This is a genomic window from Halomonas pelophila (genome assembly GCF_040196315.1).
In the GTDB taxonomy this organism is placed as follows: domain Bacteria; phylum Pseudomonadota; class Gammaproteobacteria; order Pseudomonadales; family Halomonadaceae; genus Halomonas; species Halomonas pelophila.
On record NZ_JBEGCI010000001.1, the window covers coordinates 131,264 to 150,289 of the forward strand.

Annotated in this window: 18 protein-coding genes; all 18 read right to left on the reverse strand. The window is 67.9% G+C overall.

The window, feature by feature from the left end; translation table 11 throughout:
- Positions 1 to 30: 30 nt before the first annotated feature.
- Positions 31 to 720: a protein phosphatase CheZ gene (cheZ, locus tag ABE957_RS00610; RefSeq protein ID WP_432765379.1), complete on the reverse strand. Its 690-nt coding sequence runs from the start codon at positions 718 to 720 to the stop codon at positions 31 to 33.
- Positions 721 to 756: 36 nt separating this feature from the next.
- Positions 757 to 1,146: a chemotaxis response regulator CheY gene (cheY, locus tag ABE957_RS00615; RefSeq protein WP_349756701.1), complete on the reverse strand. Its 390-nt coding sequence runs from the start codon at positions 1,144 to 1,146 to the stop codon at positions 757 to 759.
- A 72-nt stretch (positions 1,147 to 1,218) separates the two neighbouring features.
- A complete protein-coding gene (locus ABE957_RS00620) occupies positions 1,219 to 2,910 on the reverse strand; it encodes a methyl-accepting chemotaxis protein (protein ID WP_349756702.1) in 1,692 nt (563 codons plus the stop codon).
- Positions 2,911 to 2,973: 63 nt separating this feature from the next.
- The gene (locus ABE957_RS00625) at positions 2,974 to 4,035 is read right to left on the reverse strand and encodes a protein-glutamate methylesterase/protein-glutamine glutaminase (RefSeq protein ID WP_349756703.1); all 1,062 of its coding nucleotides are present in this window, start codon (positions 4,033 to 4,035) and stop codon (positions 2,974 to 2,976) included.
- A 93-nt stretch (positions 4,036 to 4,128) separates the two neighbouring features.
- A complete protein-coding gene (locus ABE957_RS00630; RefSeq protein ID WP_349756939.1) occupies positions 4,129 to 4,983 on the reverse strand; it encodes a CheR family methyltransferase in 855 nt (284 codons plus the stop codon).
- Positions 4,984 to 5,003: 20 nt separating this feature from the next.
- A complete protein-coding gene (locus tag ABE957_RS00635; RefSeq protein WP_349756704.1) occupies positions 5,004 to 7,190 on the reverse strand; it encodes a methyl-accepting chemotaxis protein in 2,187 nt (728 codons plus the stop codon).
- Positions 7,191 to 7,323: 133 nt separating this feature from the next.
- Complete coding sequence (locus ABE957_RS00640) at positions 7,324 to 9,057, reverse strand: methyl-accepting chemotaxis protein (RefSeq protein ID WP_349756705.1); 1,734 nt, start codon at positions 9,055 to 9,057, stop codon at positions 7,324 to 7,326.
- Positions 9,058 to 9,110: 53 nt separating this feature from the next.
- Positions 9,111 to 10,730 (reverse strand): methyl-accepting chemotaxis protein, encoded by a 1,620-nt coding sequence (locus ABE957_RS00645; protein WP_349756706.1) that lies wholly within the window; start codon positions 10,728 to 10,730, stop codon positions 9,111 to 9,113.
- A gap of 61 nt (positions 10,731 to 10,791) precedes the next feature.
- Entirely contained in the window at positions 10,792 to 11,289 is a 498-nt protein-coding gene (gene cheW, locus ABE957_RS00650; protein WP_349756707.1) for a chemotaxis protein CheW, read from the reverse strand.
- The gene (gene cheA / locus ABE957_RS00655; protein WP_349756708.1) at positions 11,286 to 13,406 is read right to left on the reverse strand and encodes a chemotaxis protein CheA; all 2,121 of its coding nucleotides are present in this window, start codon (positions 13,404 to 13,406) and stop codon (positions 11,286 to 11,288) included. Before cheA ends, cheW begins: the two co-directional genes overlap by 4 nt.
- A gap of 34 nt (positions 13,407 to 13,440) precedes the next feature.
- The gene (motB, locus tag ABE957_RS00660; RefSeq protein WP_349756709.1) at positions 13,441 to 14,397 is read right to left on the reverse strand and encodes a flagellar motor protein MotB; all 957 of its coding nucleotides are present in this window, start codon (positions 14,395 to 14,397) and stop codon (positions 13,441 to 13,443) included.
- A complete protein-coding gene (motA, locus tag ABE957_RS00665) occupies positions 14,394 to 15,266 on the reverse strand; it encodes a flagellar motor stator protein MotA (protein ID WP_349756710.1) in 873 nt (290 codons plus the stop codon). The genes motB and motA overlap by 4 nt, the downstream gene beginning before the upstream one ends.
- Before the next feature lie 144 nt (positions 15,267 to 15,410).
- Positions 15,411 to 15,995, reverse strand: coding sequence for a flagellar transcriptional regulator FlhC (flhC, locus tag ABE957_RS00670; RefSeq protein ID WP_349756711.1), 585 nt, complete (start codon positions 15,993 to 15,995; stop codon positions 15,411 to 15,413).
- A 3-nt stretch (positions 15,996 to 15,998) separates the two neighbouring features.
- Positions 15,999 to 16,325 carry a flagellar transcriptional regulator FlhD gene (gene flhD / locus ABE957_RS00675; RefSeq protein ID WP_349756712.1) on the reverse strand — a complete coding sequence of 109 codons (327 nt, stop codon included), beginning with the start codon at positions 16,323 to 16,325 and terminating at the stop codon, positions 15,999 to 16,001.
- Positions 16,326 to 16,642: 317 nt separating this feature from the next.
- Positions 16,643 to 16,936, reverse strand: coding sequence for an EscU/YscU/HrcU family type III secretion system export apparatus switch protein (locus ABE957_RS00680; RefSeq protein ID WP_349756713.1), 294 nt, complete (start codon positions 16,934 to 16,936; stop codon positions 16,643 to 16,645).
- Positions 16,933 to 18,165 (reverse strand): flagellar hook-length control protein FliK, encoded by a 1,233-nt coding sequence (gene fliK / locus ABE957_RS00685; protein WP_349756714.1) that lies wholly within the window; start codon positions 18,163 to 18,165, stop codon positions 16,933 to 16,935. Before fliK ends, ABE957_RS00680 begins: the two co-directional genes overlap by 4 nt.
- Positions 18,162 to 18,560 (reverse strand): flagellar protein FliT, encoded by a 399-nt coding sequence (locus ABE957_RS00690; RefSeq protein WP_349756715.1) that lies wholly within the window; start codon positions 18,558 to 18,560, stop codon positions 18,162 to 18,164. The genes fliK and ABE957_RS00690 overlap by 4 nt, the downstream gene beginning before the upstream one ends.
- Positions 18,561 to 18,562: 2 nt before the next feature.
- The gene (gene fliS / locus ABE957_RS00695) at positions 18,563 to 18,982 is read right to left on the reverse strand and encodes a flagellar export chaperone FliS (RefSeq protein WP_349756716.1); all 420 of its coding nucleotides are present in this window, start codon (positions 18,980 to 18,982) and stop codon (positions 18,563 to 18,565) included.
- Positions 18,983 to 19,026: the final 44 nt, after the last annotated feature.

A 19,026-nucleotide genomic window follows, 5' to 3' on the forward strand; every position in this document is an offset into this window, starting at 1 on the left:
GCCTCATCGGGAGCAGGGGTGGTGGGGGTGTTAGAAGCCGAGCTCGTCCAGCAGGTCGTCGACCTGATCCTGGCCGGTGACGATGCCTTCCGACTCGGGCTTGATCTGGGGGCCGTTCAACAGTCCCTCATCGCGCCGCCGCTCGTCGCTCTGCCACTGGTGCGTGGCGCGCTTCTGGAGATCCTCGCGGGCCTTGCCCTGGGGCACGGCGTCGATCAGTACCTGCACCAGCTGATGCTCGATCTCGCGGATCACGTCCATCATCTTCTTGATCACCTGGCCGGTCAGGTCCTGGAAGTCCTGGGCCATCATGATCTCGAGCAGCTCCTGCTGGGTCGCCCGGGTGCGCTGGGGCACGTCGCCCAGGTACTGCCGGGTGTCCTGCACCAGCTCGCGGGCCTCGTCGAGCGCCTTGGGCTCGGCAAACCACTCTGCCCAGCGCGCGTCCAGCGCCTCGGCCCGTTCGCTGAGGTCGTCCTGCAGCGGCTGGGCCCGGTCGATGGCGTTGAGCGCCCGCTCGGCGGCCTGCTCGGTCATGGTCGCCACGTAGCTGAGGCGATCACGGGCATCGGGGATCGCCTCGGCGGCCCGTTCGATCTCCTTGTCGAGTCCCAGCTCGCGCATGCTCTCGCGCAGCATGCGCGTCAGCTGCCCGATCCGCTGTACCAGCTCGTCGCTGGACTCCTGCGGAGGGTCCTGCGACGGCATCTCGTTGCTCATCATCCTCGCTCCTTGGTGCCGGACCTGCCGGCCGCCTTACATGCCCAGTTTTTCGAAGATCTTGTTGAGTTTTTCTTCCAGGGTGGCCGAGGTGAAGGGCTTGACGACATAGCCGTTGGCGCCCGCCTGGGCCGCCGCGATGATGTTCTCCTTCTTGGCCTCTGCGGTGACCATCAGCACCGGCAGGTCCTTGAGGCCGTCGTCGGCACGGATCTGCTTGAGCATCTCCAGGCCGTCGAGGTTGGGCATGTTCCAGTCCGAGACCACGAACTCGAAGCCGCCCGCCTTGAGCTTGTTCAGGGCGTCCTGGCCGTCCTCGGCCTCCTCCACGTTGGTGAAGCCGAGCTCCTTCAGCAGGCTGCGCACGATGCGGCGCATGGTCGGGAAATCATCCACCACCAGGATGCTCATGTTCTTGTCTGCCATCGGATGTCCTCTTTCAGTCATGGCATATGCGGGGCCGACACGTCGGTGCCGGCCGCTTTTCAATCAGACGAATCAGAATGCTTCCCACTCTTCCTCAACGGCCCGCCCGCCAGGCGGCCGCCGAGGGGCGGGGGTGCTCTGCCGGGGAGCGGCGGCGGGTGCCTCGGCACGCGGGGCGGGCCCGGCCGGCGCAGCGGCTCGTTCGCCCTCCGTCAGCTTGAAGACCGCCACCGCCTGCTCGAGGCGATCGGCCTGCTCCTCCAGCGAGGCGGCGGCCGCCGAGGCCTCCTGCACCAGCGAGGCGTTCTGCTGGGTCACCTGGTCCATCTGACCCACGGCCTGGCTGACCTGCTCGATGCCGTCGCTCTGCTCCTGGGAGGCCGCCGAGATCTCGTCCATGATGTCGGTCACCCGGCGCACCGAGTTGACCACGTCCTGCATGGTCGTCCCGGCCTGCTCGACCAGCGCCGAGCCCTCCTGCACCTGGGTCACCGAGCCATCGATCAGGCCCTTGATCTCCTTGGCGGCGTCGGCGCTGCGGCTGGCCAGGTTGCGCACTTCCTCGGCCACCACCGCGAAGCCGCGGCCGTGCTCGCCGGCCCGGGCCGCCTCCACCGAGGCGTTGAGCGCCAGGATGTTGGTCTGGAAGGCGATGGAGTCGATCACCCCGGTGATGTCGGCGACCTTCTGGGAGCTGCCGGCGATGCCGTGCATGGTCTTCACCACCTGCTCGACCACCTCGCCGCCCCGCTCGGCGGTCTGGGTGGCCTCCTGGGCGAGGCCGTTGGCCTGGCGGGCGTTGTCGGCGTTCTGGCGCACGGTGGCGGTGAGCTCCTCCATGCTCGAGGCGGTCTCCTCCAGGGAGGCGGCCTGCTGCTCGGTGCGCGAGGAGAGATCGGCATTGCCGCCGGCGATCTCGCGGCTGCCGACGTGGATGGAGTCCGTGCCGTCGCGCACGTCGCTGACGATGCGCGTCAGGCTCTGCTGCATGTCGCGCATGGCGGTGAAGAGCTTGCCGATCTCGTTGCGGCTCAGCACCCGGATCGGGCGCGACAGATCGGCCCGGGCGATGGTCTCCAGGGTCTCCACGGCGACCTGCAGGGGGATGATGATGATCTTGCGCAGGCCCACATAGATCATGCCGACCAGCAGCGCCACGAGGGCCAGGAGGGCCAGCTCGATGCGCTGGAGCAGGGTCTCGGTGTCGTGGTATTCGGCCAGCATCGTGTCGCCGCGCTCGTCGGCATAGCGCACGAACTCGGTCAGGGTGTCGTCCTGGGCCGCTGCCGGTTCCACCATCCGTTCACGCAGCGCGTTGAACCCGGGCGTGTCCCACTCACCGAGGGCCTCATACTGTCGGCGGGCCAGCGTCAGCAGCGCGCCGAAGGTCGACTCGACTCGGCCGCCGAGCTCGCTGCCCTGGGCAGTGCGCGGCACGCTGGCGAAGGCCTCGAAGCGCGCCTCGGCGCGTTCGAGCTGATCGCCTGCCGAGGCCCGGCGCTGGCGGGCCTTGTCCGGCTGGCCCAGCGTGAAGAGGCTCGACGCCGCCTCCAGGTCGACCAGGGCACCGCTCAGCAGGGCGTCGGCCCGGCCGATCTCGTTGAGCTGGGCCACGTTGATCTGATCGAGGGTCTCCAGGGTGTCGTTGGCCGAGCGGCTGGCCAACTGACCCATGATGGCCACCGCGGCGATGAACGCCACGAAGCAGACCAGGACGGCCACCATGGCCGCGTGAATGCTGATGTTGCGCAACAGACGTGTCATGCCGGCGTTTCCTTCTGTGTTGGCACCGGGCATCGTGCCCGATGACGATGTGCGTGCTGTCGTCTAGACCCGCTGGGCGCGCCCCGAGGCCGCCGACAGGGAGAGCAGGCGAGGCGCGATCTCTTCCAGCGGCAGCACCTCGGCCGCCGCGCCCAGGGCGACGGCCTCGCGGGGCATGCCGTAGACCACGCAGCTGGCCTCGTCCTGGGCGAGGGTGGCCGCGCCGGCCTGGCGCATCTCCAGCAGGCCGGCGGCGCCGTCCTTGCCCATGCCGGTGAGCAGCACGCCGATGGCGTTGCGGCCCGCCTGGCCGGCGGCGGAGTGGAACAGTACGTCCACCGAGGGGCGGTGCCGGTTGACCGGCGGACCGTCGTCGAGACGGGCGACGTAGTTGGCGCCGCTGCGCGCGAGCTTGAGATGGGCATCGCCGGGGGCGATGTAGGCGTGGCCGGGCAGGATGCGCTCGCCGTCGGCCGCCTCCTTGACGCTGATCTGACACAGGCGGTCGAGGCGCTCGGCGAACGAGCGGGTGAAGCCTCCCGGCATGTGCTGGGTGATCAGGATCGCCGGGCTGTTGGCCGGCAGCGGCTCGAGCACCTGGCGAATCGCCTCGGTGCCCCCGGTGGAGGCGCCGATGATGATCAGCTTCTCGCTGGAGACGATGGGCGCCTTGAGCGGCTGGGGGCCGGGCGCGTTCGGACGGCGCGCCTGGCGGGGGCGCGAGCGCGCCGCGGCGCGGAGCTTCTCGGCGATCTCCGTGGCGTACTCAAGCATGCCGTGGCGGATGCCGAGCGACGGCTTGGCCACGAAATCCACGGCGCCGAGTTCCAGGGCGCGCAGCGTCACCTCGGAGCCCGACTGGGTCAGCGAGGAGACCATCAGCACCGGCATGGGGCGCAGGCGCATCAGGCGCTCGAGGAAATCGAGGCCGTCCATGCGCGGCATCTCCACGTCCAGCGTCAGCACGTCGGGGTTGTGGCGCTTGATCAGGTCGCGCGCCACCAGGGGGTCCGGGGCCACGGCCACGACCTCCATGTCCGGCTGCTGGTTGATGATATCCGTCAGCAGGTCGCGTATCAGCGCCGAATCATCGACACACAGCACCTTGATGGGGTTGGCGCTCAAGGGGTTGTCTCCTGTTGTCTTGGCGGCCCGCGGGGCGGCCGCACGGGACGACCATGCAACGTCTATCGGCCAACGGCGGCGAGACTTTAGCGGTCAGCGCGTGGATGAGCGGACGTAGACGGTCTGGCCGCGCAGCCGAAAGGCGTCGGTGATGTAGGAAAAGCTCTCCGAGTGGCCGGCGAACAGCAGGCCGTCGGGCTTGAGCAGCGGAGCGAAGCGCTCGAGGATCCGGGTCTGCGTCGCCTTATCGAAGTAGATCATGGTGTTGCGACAGAAGATCGCATCGAAGGGGCCGCTCACCGGCCACTGGGGCGCGAGCAGGTTGAGCGACTGGAAGTCGATCATGTCCGCCACCTCCGGACGGATCCGCGCGAAGCCCTTGTGGGCGCCCTTGCCGCGCTGGAAGAAGCGCTTGATCCTCGACTCCTCGAGCTTGCACACCTGCTCCAGGGGATAGATGCCGGCCCGTGCCCTGGCCAGGGCATCGGTATCGATATCGGTCGCCACGACCTCGGCCTGACTGGCCCGTGAGCCCAAAGCCTCCGTCAGGGTCATGGCGATCGAGTAGGGCTCCTCGCCGGTCGAGGAGGCGGCGCACCAGACGCGCACCTTGCCCGGGCGCGAGCAGGCGTGATCGGCGAGCAGCGGGAAGTGGTGCGCCTCGCGGAAGAACGCCGTGAGGTTGGTGGTCAGGGCGTTGGTGAAGGCCTCCCACTCGCGGGCCTCGGGCTGTCGCTCCAGGCGCGCCAGGTAGTCGGCGAAGCGGGTCAGGCCGTGGTGGCGCATCCGCTTCGCCAGGCGGCTGTAGACCATCTCGCGCTTGTGCTCGGCGAGCACGATGCCCGCCCGCTGATAGATCAGCTGGCGGATCCTGGCGAAATCGGCATCGGTCAGCTCGAGATCACGCTCGAGCCGGCCACCTCCCCAGCCGCTCTCCTCCGCCGGCATGTCGACGCTGCGGGTCTCGTTCAAAATTCCTCCCACTCCTCGACGGTCTCGGGCTGGCGGGACGGACGCCGGTGTGTGGCCGGCTCCGCCTCATGGCCAGAGGCTGGTGACGATGGGGGCGTGGCGGCGGAGGCCACGGCGCGCTCGCGGCGCTCTGCCAGGGAGGGCGCTCGTTCCATGCCCGCGCCGCGCAGGCGGAAGGCGGAGATGGCGTTGCCCAGCAGGTCGGCCTGCTGTTCGAGCTCGCTGGCGGCCCGCGCCGAGGCCTGGACCCGCGCGGCGTTCTGCTGGGTCACCTGATCCATCTCCACCACCGCCTGGTTGATCTGGCCGATCCCGTTGCTCTGCTCCTCGGAGGCGGCCGTGATCTCGCCCATGATGTCGTTGACCCGGGTGGAGGCTTCCAGGACGGCATTGAGGGAGGTCTCCGCCCGGCGCACCAGCTCGGCGCCGTCGTCGATCTGGCGCGCCGAGCCATCGATCAGCTCGCGGATCTCGCTGGCGGCGTCGGCGCTGCGGCCGGCCAGCTTGCGCACCTCGCCGGCCACCACCGCGAAGCCGCGTCCCTGCTCGCCGGCCCTGGCCGCCTCCACCGAGGCGTTCAGCGCCAGGATGTTGGTCTGGAAGGCGATGGAGTCGATGACGTTGATGATCTCGGTCATCTTGCGCGAGCCGGCGGTGATCTGGCCCATGGTCTCCACGACCTGGTGCATCAGTTCGCCGGTCTCCTGGGTGCGCTCGGCGTTCTCGGAGGCCAGGCCGCTGGCCTGGCGGGCGTTGTCCGAGTTGTGCTGCACGGTGGTGGTCATCTCCTCCATGCTCGAGGCGGTCTGCTGCAGCGAGGCGGCCTGTTGTTCGGTGCGCGCAGAGAGATCCTCGTTGCCCGAGGCGATGTCCCGCGCGGCTGGCGTCACCACGCGAATGCCGCCGTTGACGTCGCCGACGATGCTGCCGAGGCTCTTGCGCATGATATCCAGCGCCTCCATCAGGCGGCCCAGCTCGTCGCGGCGACGCGGCGGCACGTCGGCGGCGAGGTTGCCGGAGGCGATCTGCAGGGTGAAGGCCTGGGCGTCGCGCAGCGGGCGCAGCATGGCGCGCAAGGTCAGCGCGCCGATCACGATCAGCGCCAGCAGGCCGATGGCCAGCATGCCGGCCTGGGCGATCAGCATCTGGCGCTGCCCCTCCCGGGCCTCGTTGGCCAGCAGGGCCGCATCGGTCTGCTTGCTCTCGATCAGCGCGTTGACCTCGCCGGAGAGGGCCTCGCCCATCGCCTGCATCTCCTCGATGTGTGGCGGCAGGCTGGTGAACATCTCGAACTTCTCTTCAGTCTGGAAAAGCGCGATGGCGCGCCCCAGCCCCTCCTCGAGGTAGCGTGTCAGGTCCTCGTTGAAGGCGTCGGCAGCGCCGCCCTGGTTGACCTCGCGGGCCCGGTAGTTGCGCCACAGCGTCGCCAGCGACGCCTGAGTCTCCTGCAGTGTCGCGGCGTGCTGCTCCTTGTTCTCGATCAGCTCGAAGCGCTTGCCGCGGGAGAGCGTCTGGTGGGCGCGGGTCGCGAGCTGGTCGATCTGCTGCAGGCGTGCCACGTCCTGCAGGCCGTCGCGATCCAGGGTCTGCAGGCGCTCGCCGGAGACCTGCAGCCCGAAGAGCCCCATGGCGCCGCTGGCCGAGAGCAGCAGGCCGGCGATGACCACCATGGTCACGACGCGGGCCCGCAGGCTGCGCAGGTTGAGACGCGCCAGGCGGCCGGTCAGGCCGCGGCGACGCAGCTGGCCGCGATCCAGGACGTAGCGGCGACCCTTGCCCTCGCGGATGAGGGCGTAGGCCTTTTCGGCCTTCTCGATGGCCTCGGTCGTGGGCTTGACCCGCACCGAGGCGTAGCCGACGACCTTGCCGTTCTCGACCACCGGCGAGACGCTCGCCTCCACCCAGTAGTGGTCGCCGCACTTGTGCCGGTTCTTGACCAGACCCTTCCAATGCTCGCCGGCCGTCAGCGTCTCCCAGAGGTTCTGGTAGGCTGCCTCCGGCATGTCCGGGTGGCGCACCAGGTTGTGGGGTGCGCCGATCAGCTCCTCCTGACTGAAGCCGCTGACCTCGATGAAGGCCGGATTGGCATAGGTGATACGGCCCTTGAGGTCCGTGCGCGAGATCAGGAAGTGCTCATCGTCGAGCGGGCGTTCCCGCTGGGTGACGGGCTGGTTGTTTCGCATGCGATATCCCCTGCTGAGGTAATTGGCTAGGCCTGTAGATTGTTATCGCGTGCCGCCGCGGCATCGGGCGGCCTCGTCTGGCGCGAGGTGTCGGATGGCTTGAGGCGTCGGGCCGCTCGAGACGTCGGACCGCCTAGAACGACTCCCACTCGTCGTCGCGCGCTTTCCGCCCGTCATGGTCCTGTTTCGTCGCGGGGCGCTCCGGCCGTTGAGCCTGCATCAGCGACGGCATCCAGCGCGCCAGGTCGCTGGTCGCGTCGTCGTCTCGCGAATCATCGTTCTCGATGTGGGCGGCCTGCTGGCCGATCCGAAAGCGCGTGACGGCGACCTTGAGCCGGCTGGCCTCGGCTTCCAGCTGGTTGGCGGCGCTGGCCGCCTGCTGCACGAGCTCGGCATTCTGCTGGGTGACCTGATCCATCTGGGTGACAGCCTCGTTGACCTGGGAGATGCCGTTGCTCTGCTCGCTGGAGGCGGCGGCGATCTCGTCCATGATGTCGCTGACCCGCTGCACCGCCTGGACGACCTCCTGCATGGTCTGGCCGGCCTGGTCGACGCTGGCGGTGCCGGCATCGACCTGCTGCACCGAGGCCTTGATCAGGCCGCGGATCTCGCTGGAGGCATCGGCGCTGCGACTGGCCAGGCTGCGCACCTCCTGGGCCACCACGGCGAAGCCGCGGCCGTGCTCGCCGGCCCGCGCCGCCTCCACCGAGGCGTTGAGCGCCAGGATGTTGGTCTGGAAGGCGATGGCGTCGATGGTGCCGATGATCTCCGCCACCTGGTGGGAGCCCGTGCTGATCCGATGCATGGTCTCGACCACCTCGCTGACCACCTCGCCGCCCTGTCTCGCGGTGCGGGTAGCCTCGGCGGCCAGCTGGCTGGCCTGCTGGGCGTTCTCGGCGTTCTGCCCCACGGTGGAGGAGAGCTCCTCCATGCTGGAGGCGGTCTCCTCCAGGGAGGCGGCCTGCTGCTCGGTACGCGAGGAGAGGTCGTTGTTGCCGCTGGCGATGCTCTGGGAGCCCCGGTAGATGGTCTCGCCGCTGGTGCGCACCTTGCCCACCGTGTCGGCGAGGCCGTACTGCATCTGCGCAAGCGAGGCGTAGAGCCGGCCGATCTCGTTGTTGCCCAGGCGCGGAATCGTCTGGGCGAGATCGCCCTGCTCCATGCGTTCGAAGTAGCCGACCAGCTGCCCCAGCGGGCGGGTGACGTTGACGGTCACGCCCCACAGCACGCCGACGATGGTCAGGGCGGCGATGATCAGGGCGGCGATGATCAGCAGCTGCAGGAGGCCGGCCTGGTCGAAGAAGTCGGCGTAGCGCGAGGCACCGCTCTGCTCGGCATCGCGGAAGAAGGCCACCGCGTCGCCGTAGAAACGCTGGGTGAGCGTCTCCACCTCGCCGTGCAGGTTGGAGAAGGCCTCGGCGCTGCCCTCGGTCAGCGCCTGCTGCTGGGGCCGCAGCCCCTCGTTCATCAGCGCCGTGAAGCTCTCCTCGACGGCAGCGATCCTCGGCTGCTGTTCCGCCTGGCGCGGCAGGGCCAGGAACTGCTGGAAGCTCGCCTCGACCGCGTCGAGGTCCTCGCTCAGCGCCTCGGCCTCGGCCTTCACCGTCTCTCGCTCGTCAGGCCAGACGGCCTGTGACAGGCGCGCCTGGAGGTTGCGCAGCTCCATCTGCGCGAACAGCATCTGCGCATTGGCCCGGTTCAGCGTGGAGGCCTGGTCGACGTTGACCTCGTTGAGAGTCTGCAGCGAGTCCTCGCTGTAGCGCACGGTATAGAGCCCGAGACTGCTCAGGACCAGGATCAGGGCGGCGAAGAGCGCGAGCACCAGGCTCCAGCTGACCCTGACGGTCATGTTGTCGAGAAGCTTCACACGGTTCTCCTGTTGTCGGGCGACCCTGGCCGCCCCGGTGATCGAAGGGCGGGTCAGGCCTCGGCCGGCTCGCGGGTCTCGCGCGTTCGCTCGGCGGGCAGGGCGCTTGGCGTGGCCTCCTCGCCGCCGGCGAGGTCGACGCGGAAATGCGCCACCCGCTCGCGCAGGTGCTGCGCCTTGGCCGTCAGGCGTCGGGCGGTGTCGGTGCTGCCCTCCACCAGGCCGGCGTTCTGCTGGGTCATGCGATCCATCTGGGTAACGGCCACGCCGACCTGCTCGATGCCCTGACTCTGTTCCCGGGTGGCGGTAGAGATCTCGTTCATCAGGCCGCTGAGCTGGCCGATGTCCCGGGCCATGCCGGCGATCAGCTCGTCGGTCTCCTTGACCCGCCGCGTGCCCTCGACGACCTTGGCGTCGGAGCGCTCGATCAGCGTCTTGATCTCTCGGGTCGCCGTGGCCGAACGGCTGGCCAGGTTGCGCACTTCCTCGGCGACCACGGCGAAGCCGCGGCCGTGCTCGCCGGCGCGTGCCGCCTCCACCGAGGCGTTGAGCGCCAGGATATTGGTCTGGAAGGCGATGGCGTCGATGGTGTCGACGATGGTGTTCATCTGGGTGGCGCTGTCGTTGATCTCGGTGATCGCGCCCACCACGTCTTCCATCGCTGCGCGGCCGCGGGCGGCGTTCGCGGAGGTATCGCCGGCCAGGGTACTGGCCCGCTCGGTGTGCTCGGCGTTGTGCTGCACCGTGGTGGTCAGCTCCTCCATGCTGGAGGCGGTCTCGGCCAGGGCCGCGGCCTGCTGCTCGGTGCGTGTGGCCAGCTCGTCGTTGCCGGCGCCGAGCGCTACCACCTCGCTGTTCACGTCGTCGCTGTCGCGATGAATCTCGCCGATGGTGGTGGCCAGGGCACGGCGCATGCGCTCGATGTCGAAGAGCAGGCTGCCGGTGTCGCCGTCGTGCAGCCGCACCTCCCGAGTGAGGTCGCCGTCGGCGATGGTGCCCACCGCCTCGGCGGCATAGCGCGGGTCGCCGCCCAGGGCGCGCGTCACGCCGCGGATCACCATCACCATCAGCAGGCTCACCGGCACGCCGATGACCAGCAGGGCCAGCAGGGTGCGGGTCAGCGAGGCGATGAAGGCGGCATTGATGTCGTCGATGTAGACGCCGGTGCCGACGATCCAGCCCCAGGGGGCGAAGCGCTCGTGGTAGGAGGACTTCGGTACGGACTCGCCTCCTTCCTCATGGGGCCAGAGGTAGTCGACGTAGCCGTCGTCCTGGGCGACGTCCTCGGCGAACTCGCGGAACAGGTAGCGGTCCTCGACGTTCTGGAAGTCGCCCACCTCGGTGCCCACCGGCAGGCGGGGGTGGCTGAGCAGGGCGAAGTCGTTGTTGAAGATATAGAAGTAGCCGCGCCCCTCGTCGTAGCGCATGGCCTTGATCATCGACGCGGCCTGCGTCTGCGCCGCCTCGCGGTCGATCTCGCCGGCGGCGACCCGCTCGGCCTGGCCTTCGAGGGTCGACATCGCCAGGTCGATGTAGACCTCGAGCGCCGCGCGTCGCTCCTCGAGCATGGTCTGGCGGGTCTCCCAGGCGCTCCAGCCGACCATCAGCAGCATGGCCAGCCAGATGAGTCCGAGCGATCCCCACAGCTTTTGTGTTGTTGTCAGTTGCCGCATTGTGCCGTCCCCTCGCGGGTCGTTGGGTCATCGAGTCGTGGGTGGATGAGTCGGGCGTGACTCAGTCGCCGACGGATTCGACCAGGGCCATCTCCTCGCTGGTCAGCAGCTTGTCGATGTCGACCAGCACCAGCATGCGGTCCTCGAGGCTGCCCAGGCCGCTCAGGAAGTCGGAGGAGAGCGTGACGCCGAACTCCGGGGCCGGCTTGATCTGCTCGGGGGTGAGGGTCATGACGTCCGAGACGCCATCCACCACGATGCCCACCACCCGCTCGCCGACGTTGACCACGATCACCACGGTCTGGCCGCCGTACTCGACGGTGTCGAGGTGGAACTTGATGCGCAGATCGACGATCGGCACGATGATCCCGCGCAGGTTGGTCACGCCCTTGATGAACTCGGGGGCGTTGGCGATGCGCGTGACGTTCTCGTAGCCACGGATCTCCTGCACCTTGAGGATGTCGATGGCGTACTCTTCCTCGCCCAGCGAGAACACCAGGAACTCGCGGTTGTGGGCCTCGGAAGCGGCGTGGTCGGCGTTGCGTGTCAGGCTGGTCATGATGCTTCTCCCTCCTTGCGGAACAGCGTTGAGTGATCGGTGGCGACGCGCTGCGGGCGTCGCGCCTCCTTCTTGGCCCGGTTCAGGCGGTGCAGGTCGGCGATGTCGAGGATCAGCGCCACGCTGCCGTCGCCCAGGATGGTCGCCGCCGAGACGCCCGGCACCTTGCGATAGTTGGTCTCGAGGTTCTTCACCACCACCTGCTGCTGGCCGATCAGGTCGTCCACCAGCAGGGCGTAGCGGCGCCCCTCGCCCTGCACGATCACCGCGATGGTCTCGTTGAGCTCGGTCTTGGCGCCCTCCACGTCCAGCGCCGAGTGCACGGCGACCACGGGCAGGTACTCGTCGCGGACCTTGAGCACCACGTCGTCGCCGGCCATGGCGTAGAGGTCCTCGCGGGAGGGCTGCAGGGACTCGAGCACGGTGGAGAGCGGCAGGATGAAGACCTCGCTGCCGACCTTGATCGACATGCCGTCGAGGATCGCCAGGGTCAGCGGCAGCACGATGCGCGTGGTGGTGCCCTGACCCTTGCGGGACATGATCTCGACGTGACCGCCCATGCCCTGGATGTTGCGCTTGACCACGTCCATGCCCACGCCGCGCCCGGAGACGTCGCTGACCTCCTTGGCGGTGGAGAAGCCGGGGGCGAAGATCAGCTGCCACACCTCGTCGTCGCTCATGGTGTCGGAGACCGACAGGCCGCTGTCCCGCGCCTTGGCGAGCAGCCTGTCGCGATCCAGGCCGGCGCCGTCGTCGATCACCTCGATGAGGATGTTGCCGCCCTGGTGCTGGGCCGAGAGGGTCAGGCGCCCGGTGCGCGGCTTGCCGGCTGCCTCGCGGGTCTCCGGGTCCTCGATGCCGTGATCCAGGCTGTTGCGCACCAGGTGGGTGAGCGGGTCGATGATGCGCTCGGTGAGGCTCTTGTCGAGTTCGGTGGACTCGCCCTCGGTGACCAGCTCCACGTCCTTGTCGAGCTTGCCGGCGAGATCGCGCACCAGGCGCGGGTAGCGGCTGAACACGTAGTCCATGGGCACCATGCGCACCGACATGACGGCTTCCTGGAGGTCCCGGGCGTTGCGCTGCAGCAGGCTCATGCCGTTGAGCAGGCCGCCGTGGGTGACGCCGTCCAGCTCGCTGACGGTCTGGTCGAGCATCGACTGGGTGATGATCAGCTCGCCCACCAGGTTGATGATCTGGTCGACCTTGTCCACCGAGACCCGGATCGAGCTGGACTCGCCGCCCGTCTTGGCCTTCTTCGCCTTGGGCTTGCCGCCCTCTTGCTTGCTCTCTTCTTTCTTAGCGTCGTTGGTAGGCGTGCCGGGTGCCTCCGCGGTTGCCGGCGTATCGGAGGGTGTCGCCGAGGCGGGTGTGGCGGCCTCTGCTGGCGCTGGCGCTGGCGCGGCGGGCTGGACCTGCAGCTGCTCGGGCTCGACGATGAAACACATCACCGCCTCGATGTCGTCACTGCCGGTCGCGGTGAGCAGCGTGACCTCGTAGCGGGCCTCGTCGCCGTGCTGCTCCTCTACCGTGCCGAGCTGGCCCAGCTCCTCCACCAGCAGGCCGCGATCCTTCTCGCCGACGTTCAGCAGGGCCACGGTCAGCCGCTGCTCGCCCGAGGGGGGCTCGGTCGACTCGCTCTGTGCCGCGGGGGCGCTTGTCGATGCCGGTTCCGGAGCGGCCGCGGAAGCCGCGGCGGCTGGCGTGCCGCTGGCCGCCTCGAGCTCCTGGCCGATCTCCTCCAGCGCCAGCTGCTGCAGGGTCTGGCAGATCCGCGCGAAGGCCTCCTGGTCGGGGACTTCCTCGTTGCGATAGGCGTCCAGCTGGTCGTGGAGCATGTCCTTGGTTTCCAGAAAGGTATCGACGATGTCCCGGCGAAGCGTCAGCTCCCCGCGGCGCGTGTGATCGAGCAGGTTCTCGAAGAGGTGCGTGGTCTTCTGCAGCACGTCGAAGCCGAAGGTGCCGGCGCCCCCCTTGATCGAGTGCGCGGCGCGGAAGATCGCGTTGAGCTGCTCGGCGTCCGGCGCCTCGAGGTCGATCTCGAGCAGGTGGCGCTCCATGTCCGCCAGCAGCTCCTCGGCCTCCTCGAAGAAGGTTTCATAGAAATCGGTGATATCCATGTGCGTGTCCCCACCCAGGAATGGTTATCGCCCCTCAGGGCCGTGGTTGTTCTGTGCCGAGGGCCTGTTGCAGGCTTCGGGTGAATCGCTCCATCGGCGCCTCATCGCTTCCGCTTTCCGGCTGACGGCCGAGCGGCGACGGCGTGCCGGCCCCGTTGAGCAGGCCCGGCGAGCGGATGCGCTCGGCGACCTCGCGGAACAGCACCAGCAGCTCGATGCGCCGGTTGACGGGGTCGCTGGCCTCGGTGCCGGGCATCACCACCCGATCGGCGAAGCCGGAGACCCGCAACAGCTTGGCGGGATTCAGGCCTCCGGCCACTAGCTCGCGGCGCGAGGCGTTGGCCCGGTCGCTCGAGAGTTCCCAGTTGCTGTAGCCGCGATAGCCGTTGAGGTAGGCCAGGCCATCGGTATGGCCGCCGATGCTGAGGTCGTTGGGCAGCTCGTTGAGCAGCGGGGCCATGGTGCGCAACAGGTCGCGCATGTAGGGCGCGACCCGGGCGCTGCCCAGCTCGAACATCGGGCGCTGCTCGGTGTCGAGCAGCTGGATGCGCAGTCCCTCGGGGGTCATGTCGAAGCGCAGCTGCTTCTGAAGTTGGCGCAGGTCCGGATCCGCGTCGATGGCGCTCTCGATGCGCTGCTGGAGATCGCGAAAGGCGTGGCGCTGCTGATCGCTGGGGCGGGTCTGGGTGCGCAGGTCGATGCGTGCCCGCTCGCCGTCGGCATGCACCGGATCAGGACCGCCGCCGGGAATCACGTTGGCGCTTCGCGCCGTGCCGTCGCCGCCGGTGATGGCGGTCAGCAGGGGGGTGCGAAAGTACTCGGAGACGGCTTCGCGCTGCTGTTGGTCGGATTGCGACAGGATCCACATGACCAGGAACAGCGCCATCAGCGCCGTCATGAAGTCCGCCAGGGCGATCTTCCAGCTGCCCCCGCTATGCCGATGGATGACCTTCTTGCGGCGGATGATGATGGGTCTGCGATTCGGGGTCATGCGCCGCCTTCACCTGCCTTGGCACTGCGGATGTACTCCTCCAGCTCGCTGAAGTCGGGACGCTCCTCGGTATGCAGGGCCTTGCGTCCGAACTCCACGGCGAGCTGAGGGGCATAGCCGTGCAGGCTGGCCAGCAGGGTGACCCGCATGCACTGGAGGATCTTCTCCACCTCTTTCGTCTGCCGCTCGACACGACTGGCCAGCGGGTTGATGAAGCCATAGCCGGCCAGGATGCCCAGGAAGGTGCCGACCAGGGCGTGGGCGATCATCCGTCCCATCTCATCCGGCGCGCTATCAGCCGCGCTCAGCGCCTTTACCACCCCCATCACCGCGGCCACGATGCCGAAGGCCGGCATGGCATCGCCCACCTTGGCGATGGCATCGGCGGGGATATGCGCCTCCTGTTCGAAGGCCTCGATCTCGTGGAGCATCAGTTCGTCGAGCTCCATGGGATCCATGCTGCCGCTGACCATCAGGCGCAGGTAGTCGGTGAGAAAGGCCATGATCAGCGGGTCGGCGAGCACGCGCGGGTGTTCGTTGAACAGGACGCTTTCCTTCGGATTATCGATGTCGCGTTCGATGCCCAGCATGCCGTCGCGGCGGATCTTGGTGAGCATCTTGTACTGCAGCGCCAGCAGATCCATGTAGAGCGCCTTGTCGTACTGGTTGGAGCGGCGCAGCCGGCCGAAGATGCGAAAGGTCGCCTTGATGGCCTTGCCGTTGTTGGCGGCGATGAAGGCGCCGATGCCGGCGCCGCCGATCATCAGGAACTCCGTCGGCTGGAAGAGCGGGCCCAGGTGGCCGCCCGCCAGGGCGAAGCCCCCGAACACGGAGAGGATGACGACGAGGTATCCGATGGGTATCAACACGGCCGGTATCCCTAGCGAGGCGATGAATGATGATCACCATCGGATATCGGCGGTCTCGGGCGAGACTTGAGGAAGGCGGTCGAAACTTGTCGCTAAAAAGGGGTGGGAGCGTCGGTTGCCTGCGCTATCGGGCCTGAGGGGGCGTCAGGCCATGCGGTGATCGAGGGTCGCCGGCGACGCCTCGGTGGGGTTCCGGTCTGCCATGCCCTGCTGGCGCTTGCGAGTCTTGCCGGCGCGTGAGGGGGGCTGGCAGATGCCGCAGACATAGTCGTGGGTCGGGCTGTGGGCGTGCGCCACGAAGTGGCCGGCACAGCGTGTACAGGCCGAGAGCTGCAGCAGGTCGCTCTCGAAGAAGCGTACCAGGGTCCAGGCGCGAGTCAGGCCCAGCACGGTCTCGGCGCCGTCGGTCTCCACCTGCTCGGCATAGAGCCGGTAGGCCTTGATGAAGGCCTCCATTCGCTCGCAGCCCTGATCTTCCTGCAGGCGCAGGAAGATGTTGTAGAACAGCGATGAATGGATGTTCGGCATCCAGGTGATGAACCAGTCCGTGGAGAAGGGCAGCATGCCCTTGGGCGGCGACATGCCGCGTATTTCCTTGAACAGGCGAATCAGGCGGGCGCGACTCAGGTCGGTTTCGGTCTCCAGCACCTGCAGGCGTGCGCCAAGCTCGATCAGGTCGATCGCCAGCTGCACCTGTTGCATCTCCGCTAGCAGACTCTTGCTGGTCATCCCTCAGCGCTCCGTGGCGGTCGCGGCCGCCGGCTGGGATGCCATCAACAGCGAGGCATGGAATTGGGTCAGACCCTGCTCGCGAGGGTTATGGGTCAGCTGGCGAAGCTGCTCGGCGCTATCGTGACCAAAGTGACACAGCAGCTGATTGACGCGTGATAGTTTCATCAGCTGACGAGCGTTGAGCTCCTGCAGAAGATCCGCCATCTCATCGTCGATCTTGAGACGAAACTTGGCTGCGACCCGATCCTCGCTGATCAGTCGCTGGGCGAGCAGGAGATAGGTGAGATTCAGCTCATGGATCTCGTCGATTACGTTGCTGATGTCCATTTTTCCCGTCGGCTTTCCATCGTTCTGGCATGGTCGCTGCCCTCGTGAGGCAGCCCTTCCGCCGTGCGCCCGCAGCAGGTCATCTGGCGGTACGCTCTTACCCTCAAGGGACCGCATTGTCAGTGGCTGAGCCATGGATGCAATCGGCCTTCCGGGTCGAAGAAGTCAGGTTGGGCGGGTTAATTGGCAATGACTAATAAAAAAGATGAGAAAAATCATGCCTCTCTGAGTGTATCTCATCTATTAAATAAAACTTAGGCTTTTACAAATATTTACATAGACTATCGCTATGACACCCATGGCGGTGGCTTATCACGCTAAGGCTTATCCGTTTCCGTTGATGTCTCCGGGGCTCGCTCATATACCCAGACCAGCAGCTCCGCGATGACCTGGTAGAGTCGCGGAGGAATCGCCTCGTCCAGGTCCAGCTGCATCAGCAGGCCGACCAGCTCCGGCGCATCGTGGACGTGAACGTCCTGGCGTCTCGCTTCCGCAATGATATGCTCGGCCAGCTCGCCATATCCTTGCGCAATGACACGTGGCGCATCATTCGCGTCGTGATAGGCCAGGGCCACTGCCTGGCGACGCCCCTCGGAACCCTTGCCGTTCATGGCGTTGATCCCTCATCGAGTCGACCGAGGTCGATCTGGATCGTCTCGAAGCCGTGCCCGGCCAGCCGGGAGCGCAGGATCTCCAGGTCGCGCTCGAGTCGCTGTCGGGTCGACTCGTGGGCCAGGCGCAGGTCGATCTCCACCCGGTCCGCGTCCATCCACAGCGAGGCCTTCAGGCGTCCCAGGCCAGCGACGTCCAGGTCGATCTCCGAGCGCCAGCCGCGCTGTTCGCCGTCCCGGCGCTGCGATTCGGTCTCCTCGCTCCCCGGGCGCTCCTGGTGTCCAGGTGGTAGCGGAACCATCAGCGCCATGAACAGCCCGCTCCAGACGTCGCCCTCCCAGCGCAGGGTCGGGGTCACCAGCATCTCGAGCTGGTGGCGGACGATGCCCTGCAGGCTCTCGTGCACCGGTGCGCTAGCAGGGGCGCGCGGGAGCGCCTCGGCCAGCGACTCCCGCGCGGCGGTGCTGCCGCCCTGCTCGGTGCCGGCGACCGATGGCGTTGGGCCGGCAGCTGCCGCCGCGGGGGATAGGCTGACGGCGTTGGCCGGGGGCGGCGAGGACGCCGAGGCGGGTGGAGTGCCGGCCGGCAGGGCGAGCGGCGCGGAGCCTGCCCCGCGGGGCAGCGGCGCTCCGGGAAGAAAGGGCAGGTCGCGAGGACCAGCGAGCCCGCTAGGGGCGGCGTCGCCCTGTCGCGTGCCCGCGAGTGCGAACTGCAGTGAACGCCACATCTGGGGCTCCCGCTCGAGCTGCTGGCGAGGGAGTTCCCCCTTGTACCAGCGGGCCAGGTGCGACTCGTAGAAGAGCCCACTATGGCGGATGCTCTCTTCCAGGCGGACGGCCACGTTAGCCGGGTCCGGTGCCTGTCCGGCGGCCATCAGTGGCATCGGTGGCCTCACGAAGGAGGGCGGGGCGGGAAAGCGCATCAGCAGGTCGGCGATGGTGAGGGCCGAGCGGCTGAAGTGGGTCTGGGCCGAGGCGGGGGGCTGGCCTGGGGTGGGGAGCGGCCGCGAAGCGCTATCCGACGCGGCTCCTGGGGTACGTCCCAGCCCCGGCAGGGGTGCGGGTTGGCTCCGTGCATCGAGCCGCGAGTCGCTGTGCAGGGCCTTCGGTGCGTCGGCGGGCGAGGTCGGCTTGACCGGTTGGTTCAGGTCCTGGGGGGGTGGGGTGTCGACACGCTTGCCCAGCACCTGGTGCAGCAGGGTATCCAGCAGCGGGGTGATGCCGCTCACGGGGCGTTCGTGCCGCGGCCCGGCGCGACAGACGGCGGGGGAGGCTGCGCTCCGACGTCATAGGCATGGCGCAGCTTGCGCTGACGCTGCGTGGTGCCGATCAGCTCGCCCAGCTCGTCGCGGCGCTCGATCAGGCGCTCGCGGATCTCGAGATCGTTCTCCAGGATCTCCTCGAGCAGCGTCGCCTTGCGGGCCCGGTGCGCGGCATCCAGCTGGCGCTCGGCTTCGAGCATCGCTAGCTGGTCGACCTGCAGGAGGTAGCTCTCCTGCTGGTCGATCAGCGTCGGCCAGTCGGCCTCGCGTGCCGAATCCAGCATCCGGCGGGTGCGCCAGCGCAGCGCTTCATACTTCTCGACCAGTGCCTGCTGGCCGGTTGGCTCCCCACCGTGTTCCATGATCAGCTCCCTGATGCCTGGCCGTCGATTTCCCGCCAGGCCGAGGCGATGTCGCTCAGCAGTGTCTCCGCCTGGTTGAGGCTCTCGACGTCGTCATGCCGGTTGGCCGACAGCAGCAGGCGTGCCACGTAGTCGTAGAGCGAGGCGAGGCGCTCGGCGATCTCGCCGCCGCGTTCCGCGTCCAGGGCCGCGAGCAGGCCGTTATTGACGATATCCAGTGCCTTGGAGATCGCCTTGCCCTTCTCGGCGACGTTGCCATCCTGGAGGTGGATGCGCGCGGTGCGGATGGACGCCAGGGCGCCATCGAACAGCATCACGATCAGCTGATGGGGGCTCGCGGCCATCACGGCACTTTCCACGCCGACCTTGGCATAGGCACTGGCCCCGCGCCCGTAGGCGGCGGCTCCTCGCATGGCGCTCATGGGTTGCTTGCTCCTGTCGTTAAGGCCTCGATGTATGGCCGGAG

Bases quoted from the DNA above. Each gene is read 5' to 3' on its own strand.
- ABE957_RS00635 (WP_349756704.1), bottom strand. From the start codon at position 7,190: ATGCGAAACAACCAGCCCGTCACCCAGCGGGAACGCCCGCTCGACGAT.
- ABE957_RS00645 (WP_349756706.1), bottom strand. From the start codon at position 10,730: ATGCGGCAACTGACAACAACACAAAAGCTGTGGGGATCGCTCGGACTC.
- motB (WP_349756709.1), bottom strand. From the start codon at position 14,397: ATGACCCCGAATCGCAGACCCATCATCATCCGCCGCAAGAAGGTCATC.
- cheA (WP_349756708.1), bottom strand. From the start codon at position 13,406: ATGGATATCACCGATTTCTATGAAACCTTCTTCGAGGAGGCCGAGGAG.
- ABE957_RS00680 (WP_349756713.1), bottom strand. From the start codon at position 16,936: ATGAACGGCAAGGGTTCCGAGGGGCGTCGCCAGGCAGTGGCCCTGGCC.
- cheY (WP_349756701.1), bottom strand. From the start codon at position 1,146: ATGGCAGACAAGAACATGAGCATCCTGGTGGTGGATGATTTCCCGACC.
- flhC (WP_349756711.1), bottom strand. From the start codon at position 15,995: ATGACCAGCAAGAGTCTGCTAGCGGAGATGCAACAGGTGCAGCTGGCG.
- flhD (WP_349756712.1), bottom strand. From the start codon at position 16,325: ATGGACATCAGCAACGTAATCGACGAGATCCATGAGCTGAATCTCACC.
- cheW (WP_349756707.1), bottom strand. From the start codon at position 11,289: ATGACCAGCCTGACACGCAACGCCGACCACGCCGCTTCCGAGGCCCAC.
- ABE957_RS00630 (WP_349756939.1), bottom strand. From the start codon at position 4,983: ATGCCGGCGGAGGAGAGCGGCTGGGGAGGTGGCCGGCTCGAGCGTGAT.
- ABE957_RS00690 (WP_349756715.1), bottom strand. From the start codon at position 18,560: ATGGAACACGGTGGGGAGCCAACCGGCCAGCAGGCACTGGTCGAGAAG.
- cheZ (WP_432765379.1), bottom strand. From the start codon at position 720: ATGAGCAACGAGATGCCGTCGCAGGACCCTCCGCAGGAGTCCAGCGAC.
- fliS (WP_349756716.1), bottom strand. From the start codon at position 18,982: ATGAGCGCCATGCGAGGAGCCGCCGCCTACGGGCGCGGGGCCAGTGCC.
- ABE957_RS00620 (WP_349756702.1), bottom strand. From the start codon at position 2,910: ATGACACGTCTGTTGCGCAACATCAGCATTCACGCGGCCATGGTGGCC.